Annotated in this window: 18 protein-coding genes; 7 read left to right on the top strand and 11 right to left on the bottom strand. The window is 67.8% G+C overall.

The window, feature by feature from the left end; genetic code table 11:
- Positions 1 to 26: 26 nt before the first annotated feature.
- The 10 genes from BBX35_RS14280 to BBX35_RS14235 all read right to left on the bottom strand — a co-directional run bounded on the left by BBX35_RS14280 (position 27) and on the right by BBX35_RS14235 (position 9,967).
- Positions 27 to 737: an ABC transporter ATP-binding protein gene (locus BBX35_RS14280; protein ID WP_067221308.1), complete on the bottom strand. Its 711-nt coding sequence runs from the start codon at positions 735 to 737 to the stop codon at positions 27 to 29.
- The gene (locus BBX35_RS14275) at positions 734 to 1,489 is read right to left on the bottom strand and encodes an ABC transporter ATP-binding protein (RefSeq protein ID WP_067221305.1); all 756 of its coding nucleotides are present in this window, start codon (positions 1,487 to 1,489) and stop codon (positions 734 to 736) included. The genes BBX35_RS14280 and BBX35_RS14275 overlap by 4 nt, the downstream gene beginning before the upstream one ends.
- Positions 1,486 to 2,496, bottom strand: coding sequence for a branched-chain amino acid ABC transporter permease (locus tag BBX35_RS14270; RefSeq protein ID WP_067221302.1), 1,011 nt, complete (start codon positions 2,494 to 2,496; stop codon positions 1,486 to 1,488). The genes BBX35_RS14275 and BBX35_RS14270 overlap by 4 nt, the downstream gene beginning before the upstream one ends.
- Positions 2,489 to 3,403 (bottom strand): branched-chain amino acid ABC transporter permease, encoded by a 915-nt coding sequence (locus tag BBX35_RS14265; protein ID WP_067221299.1) that lies wholly within the window; start codon positions 3,401 to 3,403, stop codon positions 2,489 to 2,491. The genes BBX35_RS14270 and BBX35_RS14265 overlap by 8 nt, the downstream gene beginning before the upstream one ends.
- 170 nt (positions 3,404 to 3,573) lie before the next feature.
- Positions 3,574 to 4,698 carry an ABC transporter substrate-binding protein gene (locus BBX35_RS14260; RefSeq protein ID WP_083206299.1) on the bottom strand — a complete coding sequence of 375 codons (1,125 nt, stop codon included), beginning with the start codon at positions 4,696 to 4,698 and terminating at the stop codon, positions 3,574 to 3,576.
- Between the two features lie 80 nt (positions 4,699 to 4,778).
- Complete coding sequence (locus tag BBX35_RS14255) at positions 4,779 to 5,288, bottom strand: L-2-amino-thiazoline-4-carboxylic acid hydrolase (RefSeq protein WP_067221296.1); 510 nt, start codon at positions 5,286 to 5,288, stop codon at positions 4,779 to 4,781.
- A gap of 35 nt (positions 5,289 to 5,323) precedes the next feature.
- Positions 5,324 to 6,622, bottom strand: a complete 1,299-nt coding sequence (locus BBX35_RS14250; protein WP_067221293.1) for an NAD(P)/FAD-dependent oxidoreductase — start codon at positions 6,620 to 6,622, stop codon at positions 5,324 to 5,326.
- A gap of 13 nt (positions 6,623 to 6,635) precedes the next feature.
- On the bottom strand, positions 6,636 to 8,375 hold the full coding sequence (locus tag BBX35_RS14245) for an aminotransferase class V-fold PLP-dependent enzyme (protein WP_083206298.1): 1,740 nt from the start codon (positions 8,373 to 8,375) through the stop codon (positions 6,636 to 6,638).
- Positions 8,362 to 8,838 (bottom strand): Lrp/AsnC family transcriptional regulator, encoded by a 477-nt coding sequence (locus BBX35_RS14240; protein WP_083206297.1) that lies wholly within the window; start codon positions 8,836 to 8,838, stop codon positions 8,362 to 8,364. The genes BBX35_RS14245 and BBX35_RS14240 overlap by 14 nt, the downstream gene beginning before the upstream one ends.
- Positions 8,839 to 9,040: 202 nt before the next feature.
- On the bottom strand, positions 9,041 to 9,967 hold the full coding sequence (locus BBX35_RS14235; RefSeq protein ID WP_067221287.1) for a LysR family transcriptional regulator: 927 nt from the start codon (positions 9,965 to 9,967) through the stop codon (positions 9,041 to 9,043).
- A gap of 114 nt (positions 9,968 to 10,081) precedes the next feature.
- Between BBX35_RS14235 and BBX35_RS14230 the strand changes: the two genes are divergently transcribed.
- Together BBX35_RS14230 and BBX35_RS14225 are read left to right on the top strand one after the other, a co-directional pair.
- A complete protein-coding gene (locus BBX35_RS14230) occupies positions 10,082 to 11,635 on the top strand; it encodes a proton-conducting transporter transmembrane domain-containing protein (RefSeq protein WP_067221285.1) in 1,554 nt (517 codons plus the stop codon).
- Between the two features lie 18 nt (positions 11,636 to 11,653).
- Positions 11,654 to 14,056: a YbcC family protein gene (locus BBX35_RS14225; protein ID WP_067221282.1), complete on the top strand. Its 2,403-nt coding sequence runs from the start codon at positions 11,654 to 11,656 to the stop codon at positions 14,054 to 14,056.
- A gap of 52 nt (positions 14,057 to 14,108) precedes the next feature.
- Here BBX35_RS14225 and BBX35_RS14220 read toward each other — a convergent pair whose 3' ends face one another.
- The gene (locus BBX35_RS14220) at positions 14,109 to 14,855 is read right to left on the bottom strand and encodes a DeoR/GlpR family DNA-binding transcription regulator (RefSeq protein ID WP_083206296.1); all 747 of its coding nucleotides are present in this window, start codon (positions 14,853 to 14,855) and stop codon (positions 14,109 to 14,111) included.
- Positions 14,856 to 14,917: 62 nt separating this feature from the next.
- Here BBX35_RS14220 and BBX35_RS14215 point away from each other — a divergent pair, with 62 nt between their 5' ends.
- From BBX35_RS14215 to BBX35_RS14195, 5 genes are all read left to right on the top strand, one after another.
- On the top strand, positions 14,918 to 15,550 hold the full coding sequence (locus tag BBX35_RS14215; RefSeq protein WP_083206295.1) for a TIGR00725 family protein: 633 nt from the start codon (positions 14,918 to 14,920) through the stop codon (positions 15,548 to 15,550).
- Between the two features lie 55 nt (positions 15,551 to 15,605).
- The gene (locus BBX35_RS14210; RefSeq protein ID WP_067221276.1) at positions 15,606 to 16,697 is read left to right on the top strand and encodes an ABC transporter ATP-binding protein; all 1,092 of its coding nucleotides are present in this window, start codon (positions 15,606 to 15,608) and stop codon (positions 16,695 to 16,697) included.
- Complete coding sequence (locus tag BBX35_RS14205) at positions 16,694 to 17,596, top strand: carbohydrate ABC transporter permease (RefSeq protein WP_067221273.1); 903 nt, start codon at positions 16,694 to 16,696, stop codon at positions 17,594 to 17,596. Before BBX35_RS14210 ends, BBX35_RS14205 begins: the two co-directional genes overlap by 4 nt.
- A complete protein-coding gene (locus tag BBX35_RS14200) occupies positions 17,593 to 18,417 on the top strand; it encodes a carbohydrate ABC transporter permease (protein ID WP_067221270.1) in 825 nt (274 codons plus the stop codon). The genes BBX35_RS14205 and BBX35_RS14200 overlap by 4 nt, the downstream gene beginning before the upstream one ends.
- Before the next feature lie 70 nt (positions 18,418 to 18,487).
- A complete protein-coding gene (locus BBX35_RS14195) occupies positions 18,488 to 19,738 on the top strand; it encodes an ABC transporter substrate-binding protein (RefSeq protein ID WP_067221268.1) in 1,251 nt (416 codons plus the stop codon).
- The last annotated feature ends 8 nt before the right edge of the window (positions 19,739 to 19,746 follow it).

Here is a 19,746-nt window from a genome sequence, read left to right as displayed (position 1 = left end):
TCGTGTGTCGTGCCCGATGCCGCGGCTCAATGCGCCGCGACATGCCCACCCAGATAGGCATCGGCGACGCGGCTGTCACTGGCCAGCTCCTTGGCGGAGCCTTCCATGACGATCTTGCCGCCCTCGATGACGGCGGCCCGGTCGGCGATGCGCAGTGCCGCCTTGGCGTTCTGCTCGACGATCAGGATCGAGTAGCCCTGCGCGCGGATCTCTTCCACCAGGTCGAAGATGAAGCGCACCAGCATCGGCGCAAGGCCGAGCGAGGGCTCGTCGAGCAGCAGCACCTTGGGCCGGCGCATCAGCGCACGGCCGATGCACAGCATCTGCTGCTCGCCACCCGACAGGGAGCCCGCGCCCTGCTTGAGCCGTTCCTTCAGCTTCGGGAACAGCCCGAGCACCCGGTCGAGCTCGGCCGTCTTCAGCGGCCCGCCGCCGATGGTCAGGTTCTCCAGCACGCTCATGTTGGAGAAGATCTGCCGGCCCTCGGGGGCCTGGAGAATGCCCAGATCGACGATCTGGTGGCTCTTCAGGCCGACGATGTTCTTGCCCTCGTAGCGGATCTCGCCGCCGGTCGGGTGGTAGATGCCGGAGATGCAGCGCATCAGGCTGGTCTTGCCGACACCGTTGGCGCCGAGAATGGCGTAGATGCCCTTCTCGGGGAGGTCCAGGCTGATGTCGTGCAGGATGTCCTGGACGCCGATCCGCAGGGACAGGTTTGCGATTTCGAGAACGTTCACTCGTCCACCCCCAGATAGGCTTCCAGCACCTCGCGGTTCTGCCGGACGACCGACGGTTCCGCATCGGCGATCTTCTTGCCCGACGCCAGCACGACGATGCGCTCGCAAATGCTCATCACCAGGCCCATGTCGTGCTCGACGAGCATGACGGTGATGCCGCTGGAATGCAGGTCCTTGATGAAGGAGGCCAGCTCCGCCGTCTCGGAATCGTTCAGTCCCGCGGCCGGTTCGTCAAGGATCAGCAGGTCCGGGTTCATCGCCAATGCGCGGGCGATCTCCAGATACTTGCGCTTGCCGTAGGCAAGGTTGGCCGCAAGATCGTTGGCATACTGGGTCAGCTGGACCTTCTCCAGCGCCTCCCAGCTGCGCTCGGAGATCTGCTTGGAGCCCTTCGACCCGCCGGCGATCGCCTGCCAGGGGCTCTGGCCGATGGCCCCGACCGCGCCGACGGACACGTTGTCGAACACGGTCATGTTCGGGAACACGCGCAGGTTCTGGAACGTGCGCGAGATGCCCTTCGAGGCGATAACCGACGGCTTGAGGCCGCTGATCTTCTCGCCGCGATAGCGGATCTCGCCCGACGAGACCGGGGTGAAGCCGGAGATCAGGTTGAACAGCGTCGTCTTGCCGGCGCCGTTCGGTCCGATCAGGCCCACGAGTTCCCGCTCTCCGACGGTGGTGGTGACGCTGTCGACAGCCATGAGGCCGCCGAAGCGCCGGGACACGTTGTCCACCTCGAGCATGGCGGTCATTTCCAGCCCACCTTCTGCTTGTCGGGATTGTCCTGCCAGGCGGAGCCGAACTGACGACGGATGAAGTTGAGCGAGGGCACCTCCCCGAACAGTCCCTTGGGCAGGAACAGGATCGAGAAGAACAGCACGAAGCCGACGATGACATTGCGCATGTCGCCGACGTCGCGCAGGACCTCGGGCAGCAGGATCAGCAGCAGCGCACCGATGACGGCGCCGGGAATGCTGCCCAACCCTCCGACCACGACCATGGCGAGGATCAGGATCGATTCCGCGAAGTCGAAGTCCACCGGCGAGATATAGCGCGTGGTGTAGGCCCACAGGGCGCCCGCGATGCCGGCGAAGAAGGACGAGATCATGAAGGACTCGATCTTCAGCCGCACCGTGTTGATGCCCATCGCATCGGCGCACTGGTCGTCCTCGCGCAGGCTGCGCAGGGCGTTGCCGTAGTAGGAATGGCTCAGCCGGTGGATGACCCAGATCGAGACGCAGACGATGGTCGCGACCACGAAGTAGATGCCCAGCTCGCTCTCGACAGGATAGCCGAACAGTTCGATCTCCGAGTTCAGGCTGACGCCGTTCGGCCCCTTCGTCACCTCGACCCAGTTCTGCAGGACGAGGAAGATCATCTGGCCGATGCCGAGCGTGGCGACGGCGAAGTAGATGCTGACGAGACGCATGGTCGGCAGCGCGACGACGAAGGCGATGGCCGCCGCGCCCAGGCCCGCCAGCGGCAGGCCGAGGGTGAAGCCGATGCCGTAGTCGGCCCCGGCCAGCGCCGCGATATAGGCGCCGACGCCGTAGAAGGCGGCATGGCCCAGATGCAGCAGACCGGCAATGCCCGTGACCAGCTGCAGCGACACGGCCAGCAGCGAGAAGATCAGGGCCGTCATGACCACCTGGTAGATGTAGCCCTTGCTGAGATATTCGAGCAGGACCGGCAGGGCGACGAAGATCACCGCCAGGATGGCGAGCTTCAGGCCCGCCGACTGAATGAAGTCCTTAGACACGTTCCCTCCTCGCTCCGAAGAGCCCCTGCGGGAAGAACACCAAGGTGACGATGAGGAAGATGTACGCGACCATGTCGGCCCACACCGACGACACGAAGGTCGTCGACAGGCTCTCCGCCACGCCCAGCACCAGCGCCGCGATGACGGCACCCGGAATGGAACTCAACCCGCCCATGACCATGGCGACGAACGCCTTGACGCCCGGGATGAAGCCCATCGAGGGGAACACCGCACCGTAGTAGAGGCCGACGAGAATGCCGGCGAGCGCGCCCATCATCGAGCCGATGACGAAGGTCAGCACGATGGTGCGGTCGGTGTTGATGCCGACATATTTCGCGCCCAGCGGATTGTTCGACACCGCGCGGATCGACAGGCCGATGGAGCTGTAGCGCAGCAGCCACTGCAGGCCGCCCAGCATCAGCACCGAGACGACGAAGATGATGATGTCGCCGTTGACGATGGTGACCGGACCGAGGGAGATCGGCTTGTTGATCAGGTAGCTGATGTCGATGGTCTGGAACTCGGACCCGAACAGCAGCTCCATGGCCTCGCGGGCGATGATCGACATGGCCAGCGAGGACATCAGCGTCGCCTCGCGCATGGCCCGCGATTTCAGCGAGGCTTCGTCCGAGAATCTTCGGAATGGTCTGAACGCCACCCTTTCCAGGCTGAAGCCCGCCAGCGCACCGACCGCCAGGACGATGAAGACGATGACGAGGAACGGCGGGCCGAAGGCGGCGATTGCCATGATGCCGGCGAAGGCGCCGATCGTGTAGACCTCGCCATGGGCGAAGTTGACGACGTTGAGAACGCCGAAGATCAGCGTGAAACCGATGGCCATCAGGGCATAGACCATGCCCAGCGATATGCCGATCGTCAGCTGCTGGAGGTAGTAGGGATCGATCACGGGTGTCTGTCCTGGCTAGGAACACGGGGACCAGGCGAAAGGGTAACGCTCCCCGCCCCCGGGGTCCGGGTGATGGCGGCGGCAGGTCACCGATACGCGCAGGCCTGCGGAGCCCGGCTGCGTCTTCCCTCCCCGGACGACGGGCGCCCGGAGAGGGGAGAGCGCGAACGTTACTTGAGCGGGACGAACTGGCCGTCGGTCACCGTCGCCTTGGTGAGCTGCTTCAGGGCCTCGCCGTTCTCGTCGAAGGACGTGACGCCGGTGACGCCCGGGAAGTCCTTGGTCTTGGCCAGCTCGTCGCGGACGTTCTGGCGCGAAACGTCCGGATAGGCGCGGGCAACGGCCTCGAGCATGATGTTCACCGCGTCGTAGGCCTGGGCCGGGAACTGGCCGGGCTCGGCGCCGTTACGTGCGGCCTTCCACTCGTCGACGAAGGTCTTGACGTTCTCGTTCTCGCTGTTGGGCAGGAAGGTGACCGTCAGGAACAGGCCTTCGGCGGCCGGACCGGCCAGCTCGACGAGCTTCTGGTTGTAGGCGGCCGAGGTCGAATAGACCGGGGTCTCGACGTTCAGCTGCTTCATCTGCTTCAGGAATTGGGCGCCGTCCTCATAGAAGAAGCCCGTGTAGATCGCATCCGGCTTGGCGCGCTCGATCTTGGTGATGATCGAGCGGAAGTCCGGCAGGCCGCGGTTGAAGAACTCGGTGAAGACCACCTCGCCGCCATTGGCCTTCACCTTCTCGGCGAAGTCCTTGACCACCGACTGGCCCCAGTCGGTCTGCTCGGCGATCACCGCGATCTTCTTCAGGCCCTGCTCGTTCATCCAGTCGGCGTTGTAGACGCCTTCCTGGGCCTGCGTGGTGATGTTGCGGAACTGCCACTCGGAGATCTTGGCGAAATCCGGATGCGAGGCGGTCTGGCTCAGCTGGGCCATCTCGGCGCGCTTGTAGACCTGGGCAGCGGCCATCGAGACGGTGGAGGTGAAGTCGCCGAGCGCCGCGACGATGCGATCGTCATCGACGAACTTGCGGGCGATGGCCACGCCTTCCTTGGCGTCGGAGCGGGAGTCCTCGAAGATGATCTCCACCGGCACCTTGAGCTTGCCGGAGGCGTTGAAGTCCTTGAGGGCGATCTCGGCGGCGGTCTTGAAGTCCTGGCCGTACTGGGCGGTGTTGCCGGTCAGCGGCAGCTGGTAGCCGAGATAGATCGGCCCTTCGGCCATCGCGCCGAAGGGAACGGCGAGCATGCCGGCAACGCCGGCGAGCAACCCGAGAGTGGTCCTGCGAGACATCGTCATAGTGATCTACTCCTGTCTTCTGGAAGAGCTTTTGGTTTGTCGTTGGATGGGGTCATCCCGCAGCCGGGATGACGGTCAGCTCAGCCTGCATTCGCGCCCGGTTCCACCCGCAGCAGGCAGCAACCGGTCTTGCCCTTTGTCCAGGTTTCTCCCTTGAAGGTAAACCCGGCCTCGGTGAAGAGGCCACCGTCGATGGCGCCGGCAGCCTTGCAGAGCAGCTCGAGATCTTCCTCGTTGCGGCCCTGTTCCGTCCACGTGTCCTTCAGCGGACAGCGGTGGAACTGGATTTCCAGACTCTCGTCGTCGCACTTCTTGATCTCGGGCGCAAACATCTGTGCCGAGCACGGGATGCCGCCGATGAAGGCGTCCTTCAGGCCCGGCAGGTTGTCGGGGCCCAGATGCGCGAACTTCTTGCCCATGTCCTGGCCAAGACGACGGGTGGACTCGGCGATCAGCTCGACGGCGCGGTCGGCGCCATAGGCCTCGCGCAGGACGTCGAACATGTGCGCATAGGCCTTGGCGCGCATGGCGAAGGCCGCCTTCAGCATCTCGAGCGTGACGACCGGCTCGTTGGTGGTTTCCTGGGTCATATGGGGCATCGTCCTCTTGCTTGTCGTTGCTTGGGTCAGTCGCGGCCGTCGCGCCACCGGTACAGCTGAAGCATGGCCGGCGGGGCGAAGGTCTTGACGAGACCGTGCATGGGGATTGGCTTGGGATCGGACATCGGCAGGGCGAGCTGAGAGACCGGCGTGCCGGCGATCGCCGCTGCGAATTCCCGGCCGAGTGACACCGAAAGGGCGACGCCGCGGCCGTTGCAGCCGGCCCAGCACCAGAAATCGGGGCCGAGCTGGCAGATGAAGGGGAAGCGGTCCTCGGTCATGCCGATATAGCCGTTCCACACGAAGTCGAACTCCGGCTTGCCGAGCACCGGGAACGCTGCCTGCAGGCGGCGGCCGACGATCTCGCGCAGCCGGTCCGGGCCGTTGTGACCGAGCGCCAGCGCGCCGCCGGTGACCAGGCGGTTCCGCTTGTCGTAGCGGAAGAAATGCAGGTCGCCGTGGGTGTCGGAAACCGCCTGACGGCCCGGCACCACCACCTTGCGCTGGTCATCGGTGAGCGGACGCGTCGCCATCTGCCAGGACAGGACCGGCACGACGGAGCGCGCCACCTTCGGCGCCAGCTCAGAAGACAGGAAGCCGGTATAGGCATTGCTGGCCAGCATCACCGCGCGGGCGACGACCTCTCCGGTCGGCGTGCGCAGGTGCCAGCGGCCGTCGCGGCGTTCCACCGCCTCGACCGGGCTTTTCTCGCGGATCGCGACGCCCTTCGCCTCGCAGGCGCTGGCAAGGCCGCGGGCCAGCGCCAGCGGATTGATATGGCCGCCGGTCGGGTTGTACATGCCGCCGAACCAGCGATCGGAGCCGAGCAGCTCGGCGCATTCGGCCGCCTCGACCAGGCGCGCAGGCGCGCCACGCTTTGCCCAGGCGTCGACGCGGGCCCGGCTCAGCTTCAGCCGGCTTTCCCGGTGCGCGGGCTGGAACCAGCCCGTCTGCTCGCCCTCGCAGTCGATCCCCTCCTCGCGGACGGTGTCGAACAGGTAGGAGGCGCTGTCGCGCACCAGGGCGACGAACCGCTCGCCGGCCTCGCCGAATCGCGTCTCGATCGCGTCCGGCTCGGCCGCCGTCATGGTCGGGATCACCTGGCCGTTGTTGCGGCCCGATCCGCCGAAGCCGACCTCCATGCCTTCCAGAACCGTGACCTGATGCCCTGCCCTTGCCAGGTGCAGCGCCGTGGAAAGGCCCGAGAATCCCCCGCCGATGACCGCAACGTCGGTGTCGATGCGGCCGGCGACGGCCGGAGCCGCCTGACGCGACGGGGCGGTGTCCGCCCAAAGAGATGCCGAGATCTGTTTGCTGGAAAACATGGATGGTCCGTCTTCAGGAGACCCGTGATGGGGGTTTGTGGATAGAAGTTCTCGCCCCGGCGATCAACTGGCTGTGGAGAAGCGGCAGCTCCTCGGGACGCCAGAACCAGCGCAGGCTGTCGGCCTCGCCGCAGTCCCCGCAAGGTCCCTCGGTCAGGCCCGCAAGCTTCGCCTCCTGCTCGTCCGCCAGCCGCCGTGCCGTTGCGAGGCAAGCTTCGAAGTCCGGCACCTCGGCCTCGGCAACCGCAGGCGACGCAGCGTCCGGAGCCAGCGCCTCGAGCAGCGTTTCGGGTCGCGCCTTGGCGCCCTTGGCCTCGCTCATCGTCCACACGCCCGACTGCGGGTTGACCTTGTACAGCGACATGAAGGCCGCGCCATGGGCGGCAACGAACCGCACCGCCTCGATGATATAGTCCGTGGTGCGCTCGTCGAAGAAGTAGTTGAAACCGAGCCGCACCCAGCCCGGACGCAGCACGCTCTGCCCGCCGCGCACTTCCTGCTGGTGACGCAGCGCATCGTCGTCGCCGATCCCCAGCAGCGCATGGCCGTAGGGCCCGGCGCAGGAGCAGCCGCCGCGCGCCTGGATGCCGAACAAATCGTTCAGCAGGGCGACGACGAGGCCGTAATGCAGCTTCTTGGTGCCGCTGCGGATGTTGAGCGCGAAGACCCCGATCCGCTCGGCCTCCAGCGGGCCCAGCAGCTCGATGTTCGGGTCCTGCGCCCAATTGCGCATGGCGCGGGCCACCATTGCCGCCTCGCGGCGCTCGATCTCGTGCGCGCCGACCCGGTCCTTCAGTTCCAGCGCAAGGCCGGCCTTGATGTCGCCGACGATGTTGGGCGTGCCCGCTTCCTCGCGCCGCTCGACGCTGGAGACGTAGCAATGCCCTTCCGCGGTGACATAGCTGACCGTGCCGCCGCCGGTGGTGGTCGGCTCGATGCCCTCGAACAGCGCCTTGTCGCAGATCAGGAGGCCGGATGCGCCCGGCCCGCCGACGAACTTGTGCGGCGACAGGAACAGCGCGTCGATATGGTCGCCCGCGCCCTCGGCAGTGCCGGAAATGCAGATCGGCATGTAGGGGGCGCCGGCCGCATAGTCGCAGAAGAACAGCGCATCATGCGCATGCAGCAGCTTCGCAATCGCCCGCACATCGCTCTTGACGCCGGTGACGTTGGAGGCGGCCGAAAACACGCCGATGCGCGGCACGCCCTCGCCGACGGCGGCAAGCTCGCTCGCCAGCGTCTCGAGGCAGATCCCGCCGGCCGCATTCAGCGGGATGCGGCGGATGCGGGCGCCGGTCTCGCGCCAGGGCAGATCGTTGGAATGGTGCTCGTAGGGGCCGACGAAGACCACCGGCAGCTCGCTCTCAGGGATCGCTGCCGCCGTTGCGCGTCGCGGCAGACGGCCCTGCAGCTGCAGGGCGCGCACCAGCTTGTTGACGCCGGAGGTGGCGCCCGAACCGGTGAAGATCACTGCATGGCGCGCGTCGGCACCGACCGCCTTGCGGATCGTCTCGCGGGCGGCCTCGCGCAGCACCGTCGTCTGCCGGCCGGTATAGGAGGTCTCGGTATGGGTGTTGCCGTAGTCGGGGAGGATGCGGTCGCGGATCAGGTCCTCGATGAAGGACAGCCCGCGCCCGGAGGCGACATAGTCGGCATAGACGAGGGGCCGCACGCCGAAGGGGGTTTCGATCGCCCGGCCCTCGCCGATGACGCTGGCGCGGATCCGCGCGATGCGCGCGTCAGCGTCCGCCATCGACAGCGTCGAGTGGTAGTCGGGTACTTCGCTTGATTTGTTCCATTGAGAAACAGGATGTGACATCATTGAGCTCGATGAGATTGATGAACTTCTTGTAGAAGGCGTCGTAGGACGAATTGCTCTTGGTGATTACTTTCAAGAGATAGTCATACTCGCCCGCCAGTCGGTTCACTTCCACGATTTCCGGGAATAAGCTCACGACGCTATTGAACTTCTCCAGCCAGGCTGTGTTATGCTGGCTGGTCCGTATCATAACGAAAACCGTGAGCTCGAGGCCGATCCTGCTTTGATTCAAAAGCGTTACACGGCCGTCGATATACCCCTCTCGCTCGAGCTTCTGGAGGCGACGCCAACACGGCGTTGTCGAGAGACCTACCCTCTCAGAAACCTGAGCTATAGATAGGCTAGCATCATCTTGAATTACAGAAAGTATTTTCCTATCAAACTCATCAATTTGCATCGCTCGTTCTACCTCTGGAATTTTTATTAGGATGAATATCCTACGAAATGCGGAATCGAAGTCCAGCGGAGAATGAGCCTTCTAAACTTCGAAGCCGTCGAAAAAAGCCGGTAGGCAGTGCCTGCCCAAAATGCGGGCAGACATTTCAACTCCTGCGGGCTTTCGGAAAATTCCCTTCGCGCTTAACGCGTTGGCAGGCGGGTCATGTCGCCGCACCCGTCTCGGCGCCCGCATCGACGCCCGCACCCACGCCCACAGGCGTGCGGAACAGCAGATCCGCCAGCAGCGGATTGGGAAACCGCCGCTCCACCGTCACCGCCAGGAACACCTCGGTGATGCCGGGCAGCGGCCCGGCCTCCACCAGCACGCCGTTCGCCAGTTCGTCCCGCACGACGATCGGCGGAATGACCGCGAGCCCCGCGTCCTCGCGGGCGAGCAGGCGGATCATGGTCATGTCGTCGACCTCTGCCGCGATGCGCGGGACGACGCCGAGGCGTGCGGCCAGCACATCAAAGCCGGCGCGGATCGCCGTCTCGCGGGTCGGCAGGACCAGCGGTTCGCGGGCCAGCAGCTCCACCAGCGGGCGCCCTTGTCCCGCCCGCTCCGGCGTTCCGATCAGACCGGCCGCCTGCTCGGCGACGCGGTGAACCAGATAACGGCGAGCCTCGTCGCGCGGCGGCGCCACATTGGTCAGCACCACGTCCAGCGCCAGCGATTCCAGCCCGGCCAGCAGCTCCTTCTGGCTGCCCGAGCGCACCACCACATCGACATCGGGCTTGCCGATCACCGGCATCAGGAACTGGATCTGCAGGTTGCGCGACAGGGTGCTCAGCGCGCCGACGCGCAATGCCCGCGGCTTCTGCCCGCCGCCCTTCAGCGTCGCCGACAGGTCCTCCGCGGTGCGGAAGATCGCCTGCGCATGGTCGAGCGCGATGCGCCCGGCCTCGGTCAGCACCAGCCCGCGCCCGCGCCGCTCGAAGAGGTCGTGCCCCAGCGATCCTTCCAGCGCCTTCACCTGCGCCGACAGGGCGGAGGCCGACAGGTTGAGCCGGCGCGCCGCGCCGGTCAGCGTGCCGTCCTCCGCGACGGCGCTGAACAACCGGAGGTGATGAAGATTGAGCGGCGGCATCGGTCTTCCCGCTGATCATTCTATTCAGTAGAATGATTTCAGCTTAAATATGTAATTTTCTTGAATATTGGCAAGCGGTATCTCCGGCGCGCACTTCACTTGCGGAGACCTCACATGTTCGCCACAGCGCTCGCCCCCCTGCCCCTGCTGATCCTTGCCGCCTGCGCCATCTCCCGCCCCGGCCGCCGCCCGGGCGCGCTGCCGCGCCTGGCGGAAGGGGCCGCGCTGCTCTCCCTCGCGCTTGCCCTTGCCGGCGCGCTCCAGCTGGTGTTTGGCGGCCCGGCGATGCTCGCCATCGGCGGCGACGCCTTCGCCCTGGCGCTCGGTCTCGACACCGTGTCGGCGGTCATGTCGGTCCTGGTCGCCTTCGTCGGCTGGGTGGTCGTGCGCTTCTCGCGCAGCTATCTCGACGGCGAGGCGCGGGAGGGCGCCTTCCACGGCCTGTTGCTCGCCGCCATCGCCGCCGTCCTCGTGCTGGTACAGGCTGCCACCCTGCCGGTCCTGATCCTCAGCTTCGTCCTCGTCGGCGTGCTGCTGCGGCAGCTGCTGCTGTTCTACCGCGAGCGGCCGCAGGCCCGGCGGGCCGCGGCCAAGTTCACCCTCGCCTGGACCGCCGGCGACGCCGCGCTTCTCCTTGCCGCGCTCGGCTTCTGGGCCGCCTTCGGCACGCTGTCGCTCGCCGGGATCGGTGAGGCCGCCCGGGCCGGCGACATGCCGCTTGCCGCCGACATCGCCGTGCTGCTGGTCGTGCTCGCCGCGCTGCTGAAGACGGCGGCCTTTCCCCTGCATGGCTGGCTGACCGAGGTGATGGAAGCCCCCACCCCGGTCTCGGCGCTGCTGCATGCGGGCATCATCAATGCCGGCGGCCTGCTGCTCATCCGCCTTGCCGAGCCGGTGCAGGCGAGCCCGGCGGCGATGACGCTGCTGGTCATGCTCGGCGGCTTCTCGGCCCTGTTCGGCGCGCTGGTCATGCTGACCCAGAGCGCGGTCAAGACGGCGCTCGCCTGGTCGACGGTCGCGCAGATGGGCTTCATGCTGCTGCAATGCGGCCTCGGCCTGTGGCCGCTCGCCCTGCTGCACATCGTGGCCCACTCGCTCTACAAGGCGCATGCCTTCCTCTCCTCCGGCACGGCGGTGCGCGCCGTGCAGGCGACGCGGCGGCCCGGCCCCGTCGCCGCGCCCGGCCTTGCGGCGGTGGCGCGCGCCTTCCTGCTCGCCCTCGCTCTCTATGCGGCCGTTGCCGGTGCCTTCTCGCTGCTGCCGCTGGAAAAGTCGGCACAGGCGCTGGCGCTGGGGGCGATCCTGATCTTCGGCGTCGCCTATCTGGTGGCGCAGGGTCTGGCCGACGCCGCCCCCGCCGCCCTCACTCGCAAGACCGCCAAGGCCTCGGTCGCGGCCGCCATCGGCTATTTCGGCTTCCATGTGCTGGCCGGGCTGGTGGTCGGCAGCGCGCTGCCGGCCCCGCCGCAGGCCGGCCCGCTGGAATGGGCGCTGATCGCCCTGGCGCTCGCATCCTTCGGCGGTGTTGCCGTCGCACAGGCGCTGTTCCCGCACTGGGCGCATCACCCGGCGACCGCCGGCCTGCGGGTCCACTTCGCCAACGGCTTCTACGTCAATGCCGCCGTCGACCGCCTGATCGGCGGCTTCCGGCTCCCTTCGTCCCACTGATCCTCGGAAGGTTCCATCATGCTTACGCCTCCGACCTCCCTTGCCACGCCGCAGGTGACCGCTCTTCTCCAGGCGGCCGACCGGGCCGCCCGGCGGGTGCCGCCGGCCTTCCCGCTGGATGCGACCGTCGCCGTCAATCCGTTCCTCGGCCAGACCGGCGAGGACATGGCAGAAGCCGCCGCGCGCCTTGCCCGGGTCGCCGGCAGCGACATCGTGCCGGCACGGCGGCTGCATGCCGGCGCGCTCAGCGCGCACAAGATCACCGCGCAGGACCTGCAGGACGCGCTCGATGCCGCCCCCTTCGCCGACAAGCCGGCGGACATCGAGACCTTGCGGGCGCAGCTTGCGCAACCCGCGGCCGCCCCCTCGCCGCTGCCGACGCTGGCCGATCTTGCCGCCGGCGCCACCGGCACCGACTGGCCGGAGATCGTCGCCCGCACCACAGGGCTTTGGGCCGCCGGCCATTTCGACCGGGGCCAGGCACTGTGGACGCCGGCGCCCGGCCGCTCCGCCTTTGCCGCCTGGCGGGAGTGGGCGCAGCACGACCTGACGCCCGAGCTTGCCGGCCTTTCCGGCTTCTGCCGGCATGTCGCCGCCTGTCCCGACACGCCGGAGCGGGCGATCCTGCGCGCCTCCGCTGCGCTCGGTGTCAGCGGCGCTGCGGCGGAAACCCTCTACCACCGGCTGCTGGTCGATCTCGGCGGCTGGGCCCAGCACGCCCGCTACCTGCTCTGGCAGGCGGAGCTTTCAGGAAGCACCGACGCCACGCTGACGGATCTTCTGGCCATCCGGCTTGTCTTCGAGGAAGCACTGTTCCTCACCTTCGGCGATGCCGTGAAGGAAGACTGGCAGGCCGTGCTCGCCGCCCATGCCGAGGCACCCGGCGCCAGCGCCGACCAGATCACTGACGCCATCCTGCAGGACGCGGCCGAGCGCTCGTTCCAGCGGCGGCTCGCCGCCCGTCTCCAGGCTCCCGAGAAACATGAGACAACCGAACGGCCCGCCCTGCAGGCGGCCTTCTGCATCGACGTGCGCTCGGAAGTGTTCCGGCGGGCGCTGGAAAGCCAGGACGCCGGCATCGGGACGCTCGGCTTTGCCGGCTTCTTCGGCCTGCCGGTCGCCCACCATCCGCACGGTTCGGTGGAAAGCGAGGCGCATCTGCCCGTGCTGCTGACGCCGGGCATGACCTCCACCGCGCAGCTGGAGCCGCAGGCCGAGACCGCCGGGCGGATCACGGCGCGGGCGCGGCGGGCGTGGAACCGCTTCCGGCAGGCCGCCGTGTCCTCCTTCGCCTTCGTGGAGGCGGCCGGCCCGCTCTATGCGGCAAAGCTGCTGCGCGATGCGCTGTCGCTGGCGCCCGCACATCACCACGCCCACCACCACGGCTGCGCGCCGCGGCTCGATCCGGCGCTGACCGCCCGGCAAAAGGCCGAGACCGCGGCAACCGTGCTCAAGGCGATGTCGATGACGCAGGGCCATGCCCGGCTGGTGCTGCTGCTCGGCCACGGCGCCAGCACGACCAACAACCCGCAGGAGAGCGCCTATCATTGCGGTGCCTGCGGCGGTCACACCGGCGAGGTCTCCGCACGGCTGCTGGCGCAGCTTCTCAACGATCCGGAGACCCGCGCCGGCCTTGCCGAGATGGGCCTTGCGATCGCCGACGACACGCTGTTCGTCGCCGGCCTGCACGACACCACCACCGACGAGGTGACGCTCTTTGCCAAGGACGCCCCGTCGCAGGAGCATGCGGCGGATCTCGCCTTCGCGCGGGAAAAGCTCGCCGAGGCGGGACGGCTCGCCCGGATCGAGCGGGCCGCCCGGCTGCCGGGCGCCAGCCACGACCGGCTGGCCCTGCGGGCGCGCAACTGGGCCGAGACCCGGCCCGAATGGGGCCTTGCCGGCTGCTCCGCCTTCATCGCCGCGCCGCGCGGCGTCACCGCCGGGGCGGATCTCGGCGGGCGGGTCTTCCTGCATTCCTACGACTGGCGGGCGGACGAGGGCATGAAGGTGCTGGAGCTCATCCTCACCGCGCCGGTGGTCGTGGCGAGCTGGATCTCGCTGCAATATTACGGCTCGACCGTCGCGCCAGAGCTCTTCGGCGGGGGCAACAAGTTGCTGCACAACGTGGTCGGCGGCATCGGCGTCGTGGAGGGCAATGGCGGACGGCTGCGCGCCGGCCTGCCGCTGCAGGCGGTCAGCGACGGGGCGCGGCTGATGCACGAGCCGCTGCGGCTGTCGGTGCTGGTGGAGGCCCCGCGCGAGGCGGTGCACGACATCCTGTCCCGGCACGAGGGCCTGCGCGCCCTGTTCGACAAGGGCTGGATGCATCTCCTGCTGCTGGAAGACGGCAAGATCTCCGCCCGCTACCGGCCCGGCCTTGCCTTTGAAACCGTGACGTCGCCGCTGCAGGAAGCGGCATGACAGACAAGCTCCGGCCCGCCTCGTGCGGGCCGGACGCCGACGGCAGGACCGCTCAGCCGGCTTCTGCCGCCAGGTCCTGGCGACCGTCGATCACCTGTTCGAAGTCCGACAGCATGGCGATGGTGGAGAGCGCCGAGCGGCCGAACTTGCTCGCCGTCGCCAGGAGCAGCGACTTGCGCGCCGCCTGCATCGCCACCTTCTTCACGGCGATTTTCGACAGGTCGTAGTCCATCACCCGCCCCTCGGCATCCACCGCCGAGCAGCCGATCAGCGCATAGTCGAGCCGCAGGCCCTGCAGCGCCAGCATCGTCTCCTCGCCGACCAGCGAGCCGTCGCGTCCGGCCACCCGCCGGCCGATCACGTTGACGTCGTGGCGCGAGGGATCGAAGGCGAGCGCGGCGCGCATGCTGTTGGTGAAGACGCGAAAGCCCGGGCGAGCATTGAGCGCCTTGGCGGCCATCTCGACCGTGGTCCCGACATCGAGGAAGAGGCTCGCCCCGTCGGGCACGCAGGCCGCGGCCGTCTGCGCGACCCGCACCTTGTCCTCCACGGAGAGCTGTTCCTTCTGCCCGTGGTCGAGCCGCAGCGTCTCGGTCTGGCCGGTCACCCCGGCCCCGCCGTGGAAGCGCTGCAGCCGGCCGGCATCGGCCAGCGCGATGATGTCGCGCCGGATCGTCTGCGCCGACACGCCGAACTCCTCGGCAAGGCTCTCGATGGTGACGAACCCGTTGCGCTCGGTGAGCGCCAGGATCTCGCGCTGGCGGGGGCTGAAGGCCGACAAGGGCTCGACTCGATTCATGGACTTGTCGTACTCCGCTATTTGAATGTAAAAAAGTTTACATCAACGATCGGAGCCGGCCAATGGGTAACACGCGTTATTTTCTGTCTGATGACACCGTCCACAGCGAGCAGGGTCGTCTCGATGCGTGGGACTGGCGCTGGCAGGCCCGCGCGCTTCCCGCCGATGCCCGCGCCGTTTCCGCCCGCGAGGCGCTGGCCGCTATCGGTGCGAAGGGCGGCGCCCGCCGCGTGCCCGTCGGCATCATCGGGCCGCGCGCGGCAACGCCGGAACAGTATGCCGGGGCCGAGGCCGTGGGCCGGGCGCTCGGCGCCCTCGGCCTGACCGTGATCTGCGGCGGCAAGAGCGGCGTCATGGAGGCTGCAGCCAAGGGTTGCCGCGAGGCCGGCGGCCTCACCATCGGCATGCTGCCGGACCATGACTGGCGCTGTGCCAACGACCATATCGCCGTTCCGATCGCCACCGGCCTCAGCGAGGGCCGCAACATGATCATCGCCAAGTCGTCGGCCGTGCTGGTCGCCGTCGGCGGGTCCTACGGCACCCTGTCGGAGATCGCCTACGGCCTCCACTTCTCCAAGCCCGTCATCGGCCTGCTCGGCGCGCCGGCGGTCGAGGGACTGGAAATGGCGAGCGATCCGGAGGACGCGGTCGAGCGGCTTTGCGGGCATCTGATGGCAATGGCAACTTCGTCATAAAAGTTACACGCACGCCCCTCACAATGTAAGAAAGCTTACAAGGCTGGCACACACGATGAGCACCACCCCGACACTGGAACTGAAGGGCGTCACGCGCCGGTTCGGACCGCAGACCGTCCTCGACCGCGTCGACGTCTCCATTCCCTCCGGCAGCTTCACCGCGCTGCTGGGCGCGTCCGGCTGCGGCAAGTCGACGACCTTGCGCATCATGGCCGGGCTCGACCGGCCGAGCGAGGGGGCCGTGCTTCTGAACGGCGCGGATGTGGCCGACCGCACCGCCCACGAGCGCAATGTCGCGATGGTGTTCCAGTCCTATGCGCTCTACCCGCATCTGAGCGTGGAGCAGAACATCGCCCTGCCGCTGGCCATGCGCCACCTGACGACGCTCGGCCGCATGCCGGTCCTCGGCCGCTTCGCCCCCGGCAGCGGCGAGGCGCGCGCGAAGATCCGCCGTGCCGTCGGCGAAGTGGCGGAAATGCTCGGCCTGGAGCAGCTGCTGCACCGCAAGCCGGCCCAGCTCTCCGGCGGCCAGAAGCAGCGCGTCGCGCTCGGCCGCGCGCTGGTGCGCGATCCCGTGCTCTTCCTGCTCGACGAGCCGCTGTCCAATCTCGATGCGCGGCTGCGCGTAAAGATGCGCTCCGAGCTCGTCGCCCTGCACAAGCGCACCGGCCGGCCCTTCGTCTACGTCACCCACGACCAGTCCGAGGCCATGGCGATGGCCGACCAGATCGTCGTGATGATCGGCGGACGGGTCGCCCAGGCCGGCACTCCGCAGGACCTTTACGAGCGTCCCGCCTCGCGCGAGGTCGCCGGCTTCATCGGCACCAACGCCATCAACTTCTTCGAGCCCGGCAGCGCGCCGACCGGCCTGCACCCGGCGGCAGGCTCGGCGGTGATCGCGCTGCGGCCCGAGCATCTGAGCCCGGCCGCCGCCGGCACGGTCGAGGCCCGGCTCGAGACGGCCGAATATCTCGGCTCGGAGGTGGTGCTGGCCCTGCGGGCGGAGAGCGGCGCTGAGCTGCGGGCCATTGCGCCCGGCAACTACGCCATTCCCGCCCCCGGCAGCGCCGTGCGCCTCGGCTTCGACCCGGCGCAGGTGCATGTCTTCGACGCCGCATCCGGCCAGCGCATCGGAGAAGCGGCATGAGGCGCATGTCGATTGCCCGCCGCGAGGCCCTGACCACGCTCTGGCTCGCCGGGCCCGCAACGCTGGCGATGGTGCTGTTCATCTTCCTGCCCGTCGCCATCGTCGCCCTGCTCTCCTTCACCGACTACCAGTTCGGCGCCACCACGCTGAACTGGACGGGGCTGGAGAACTACCAGCGCCTGCTCGGCTCGACGCTGGGGCAGCGGGCCATCACCAACACCCTGCTTTACGTGGCCATCGTCATTCCGGCCTCCGTCGCGCTCGGCCTGCTGGTGGCGCTCGGCCTGCACCGGATGACCGGCTGGGCACCGGGTCTCGCCCATGCGCTGCGCGCCGTCTACTTCCTGCCGGTCGCCGCGACGCTGGTCGCCATGTCGGTCGCCTGGCAGATGGTGCTGCATTCCTCGCTCGGCGTGGTCAACCACGTGCTCGCGGCCCTTGGCGGCGAGCCGCGCAACTGGCTCAGCGACCGGGGCCTGGTGCTCTACACGCTCGCGGTGATCGGCATCTGGCAGACCGTCGGCTACAACATGGTGCTGTTCCTGGCCGGCCTCGTCGCCATCCCGCCGGAGCTCTACGACGCGGCAGAGGTCGACGGAGCGGGCGGCGGCTGGTCGCGCTTCTGGACCGTCACCTGGCCGATGCTCGGGCCCACCACCCTCTTCGTGCTGGTGGTGACAGCGACCAACGCCTTCCGCGTGTTCGAGACCGTCGCCACGCTGACGCGCGGCGGCCCGGCCTTCGCCTCCGACACGCTGGTCTACGCGCTCTACCGGGAAGGCTTCGTCTACTTCAAGGCGGGCTATGCCAGCGCCATCACGATGGTCTTCTTCGCCTTCCTGCTGATCCTGACCTTCGCGCAGATCCGCATCGTCGAGAAGAAGGTGCATTACAGATGATCCGCAAGCTCGTCGGCCGTGCCGTTTCCACCGCGCTGCTGCTCGTCGGAGCCGCCGCGATCCTCCTGCCCTTCATCTGGATGCTGTCGCTGTCGGTGAAGCCGCGCGACGAGATCTTCAGCACCGAGATCGCCCTGCTGCCCTCGCGGCTGGAATGGCGCAATTTCGTCGTGGCGCTGACCAGCACCGACGTGCCGCTGTTCCTGTGGAACGGGCTGGTCGTCGTTGTCGGCATCCTCGTCTTCCAGCTGCTGTTCGCCGTGCCTTGCGCCTATGCGCTGGCGCAGCGGACCTTCCGGGCCCGCGCGCTGGTCTTCGGCCTCGTTCTGGCGGGCCTGCTGGTGCCGTTCCACGTCACCGCGATCCCGATCTTCCTCGGCTTCGCCCAGGCCGGCATCCTCAACACCTACTGGGCGCTGATCCTGCCGTTCATCCCGACCGCCTTCGGCATCTTCCTGTTCCGCCAGGCGATTTCGCAGCTCCCCACGGAGCTGTTCGAGGCGGCGCGCGTCGACGGGTTGAGCGAGACGGCCATCGTCTGGCGCATCACCTTCCCCCTGGTGCTGCCGGCGGCGACCGCCTTTGCGATCTTCTCGGTGACCGCGCACTGGAACGACCTGTTCTGGCCGCTGATCGCCACCACCGATCCGCAGCTCGCCACGCCGCCGCGCGGCATTCTCTACTTCCGCGACGAGGAGTCCGGCGACGATGTCGGCCCGCTCATGGCCGCGGCTCTCATCATCACTGCGCCGCTGGTCATCGCGTTCCTGCTGGCGCAGCGCAAGTTCACGCAAGGTCTCGCCGCAAGCGGCCTGAAGTGATGCGGGTAACCGACAACCACAGACGCGGGACAAACCGCGCAACGAGAAACGTCAACCAGGAGTGTCAAGCATGAGACGTGCCCTATTCGCCGCGGCTTTCGCGCTCGTCGCCAGCAGCGCCACTGCCCAGGAGACCGAGATCCGCGTGCACTATGCGATCCCGACCATCTGGGCCGATACGCAGAAGGCGCTTGCCGAGGCCTTCATGGCCAAGCATCCCGACATCAAGGTCACCCTGGACGGCCCGGCCGAGGGCTATCCGGAAGGCGTGCAGCGCCTGCTGCGCGAGGCCGTCGCCGGCACCGCGCCGGACGTTGCCTATGTCGGCCTCAACCGCTGGCGCATCCTGCAGGATCGCGGCCTGACCCAGCCGCTCGACGGCTTCCTCGGCGACAACCCGGCAGAGCAGGGCTACACCCCGGCGCTGCTGTCGCTCGGCAGCTTCAAGGGCCAGCAGCACGCGCTGGCGACCTCCGCCTCGACGCTGGTCATGTATGTGAACCCTAAGCTGGTCGAGCAGGCGGGCGGGTCCATGGACGACTTCCCAACCACCTTCGACGGGGTGATCGAGCTCGCCGCCAAGATCAACGCGCTCAGCGACACGATCGACGGCGTGTGGATCGACCGTCACGACTGGCGCTACCAGTCGCTGCTCGGCGCCTATGGCGGGCGTCCGATGAACGAGGACGAGACCGACATCACCTTCGACAGCGAGGCCGGCATCGAGGCCGCGCGCCTCTACCAGCGCTTCGCCAAGGAAGCGGGCATGAAGTCCTACGCCGACAGCGACGCGCGCCAGGCCCTGCCGGCCGGCACGCTCGGCATCATGTTCGAGAGCTCCTCGCTGCAGACCCGCTTCGAGCAGGGCGCGGGCGATGCCTTCAAGGTCACCGTCAAGCCGCTGCCGCTGGGCACCGACGACGAGGCGTCCGTCTACTTCCCGACCGGCGGCTCGGGCATCGTCATGCTGACCAAGGACGAGGCCAAACAGAAGGCGGCGTGGGAGTACATTTCCTTCGTCACCGGGCCTGAGGGCCAGAAGATCATCGTGGAGAGCACCGGCTATGCTCCGGCCAACTCCATCGTGGTCGAGGACAAGGAGTATCTCGGCGCCTTCTACGAGAAGGACCCGAACGCGCTCGTCGCCCACACCCAGATCGCCCGCCATGCCGGCCCCTGGTACGCCTATCCGGGCGCCGAGGGCGTCGCGGTCACCGACCTGATCGCCGCCGCCCTGGTGGAAGTGACGGAAGGCGCCGATGCCGAGGCGACCATCAAGGACCTGGCCGAGACGCTGCGCGTCCAGCTCGGCATGAAGTAAGCATCCCG

Source organism: Stappia indica (genome assembly GCF_001696535.1).
Lineage (GTDB): Bacteria > Pseudomonadota > Alphaproteobacteria > Rhizobiales > Stappiaceae > Stappia > Stappia indica.
This window is presented reverse-complemented; position numbering and strand designations above follow the sequence as displayed.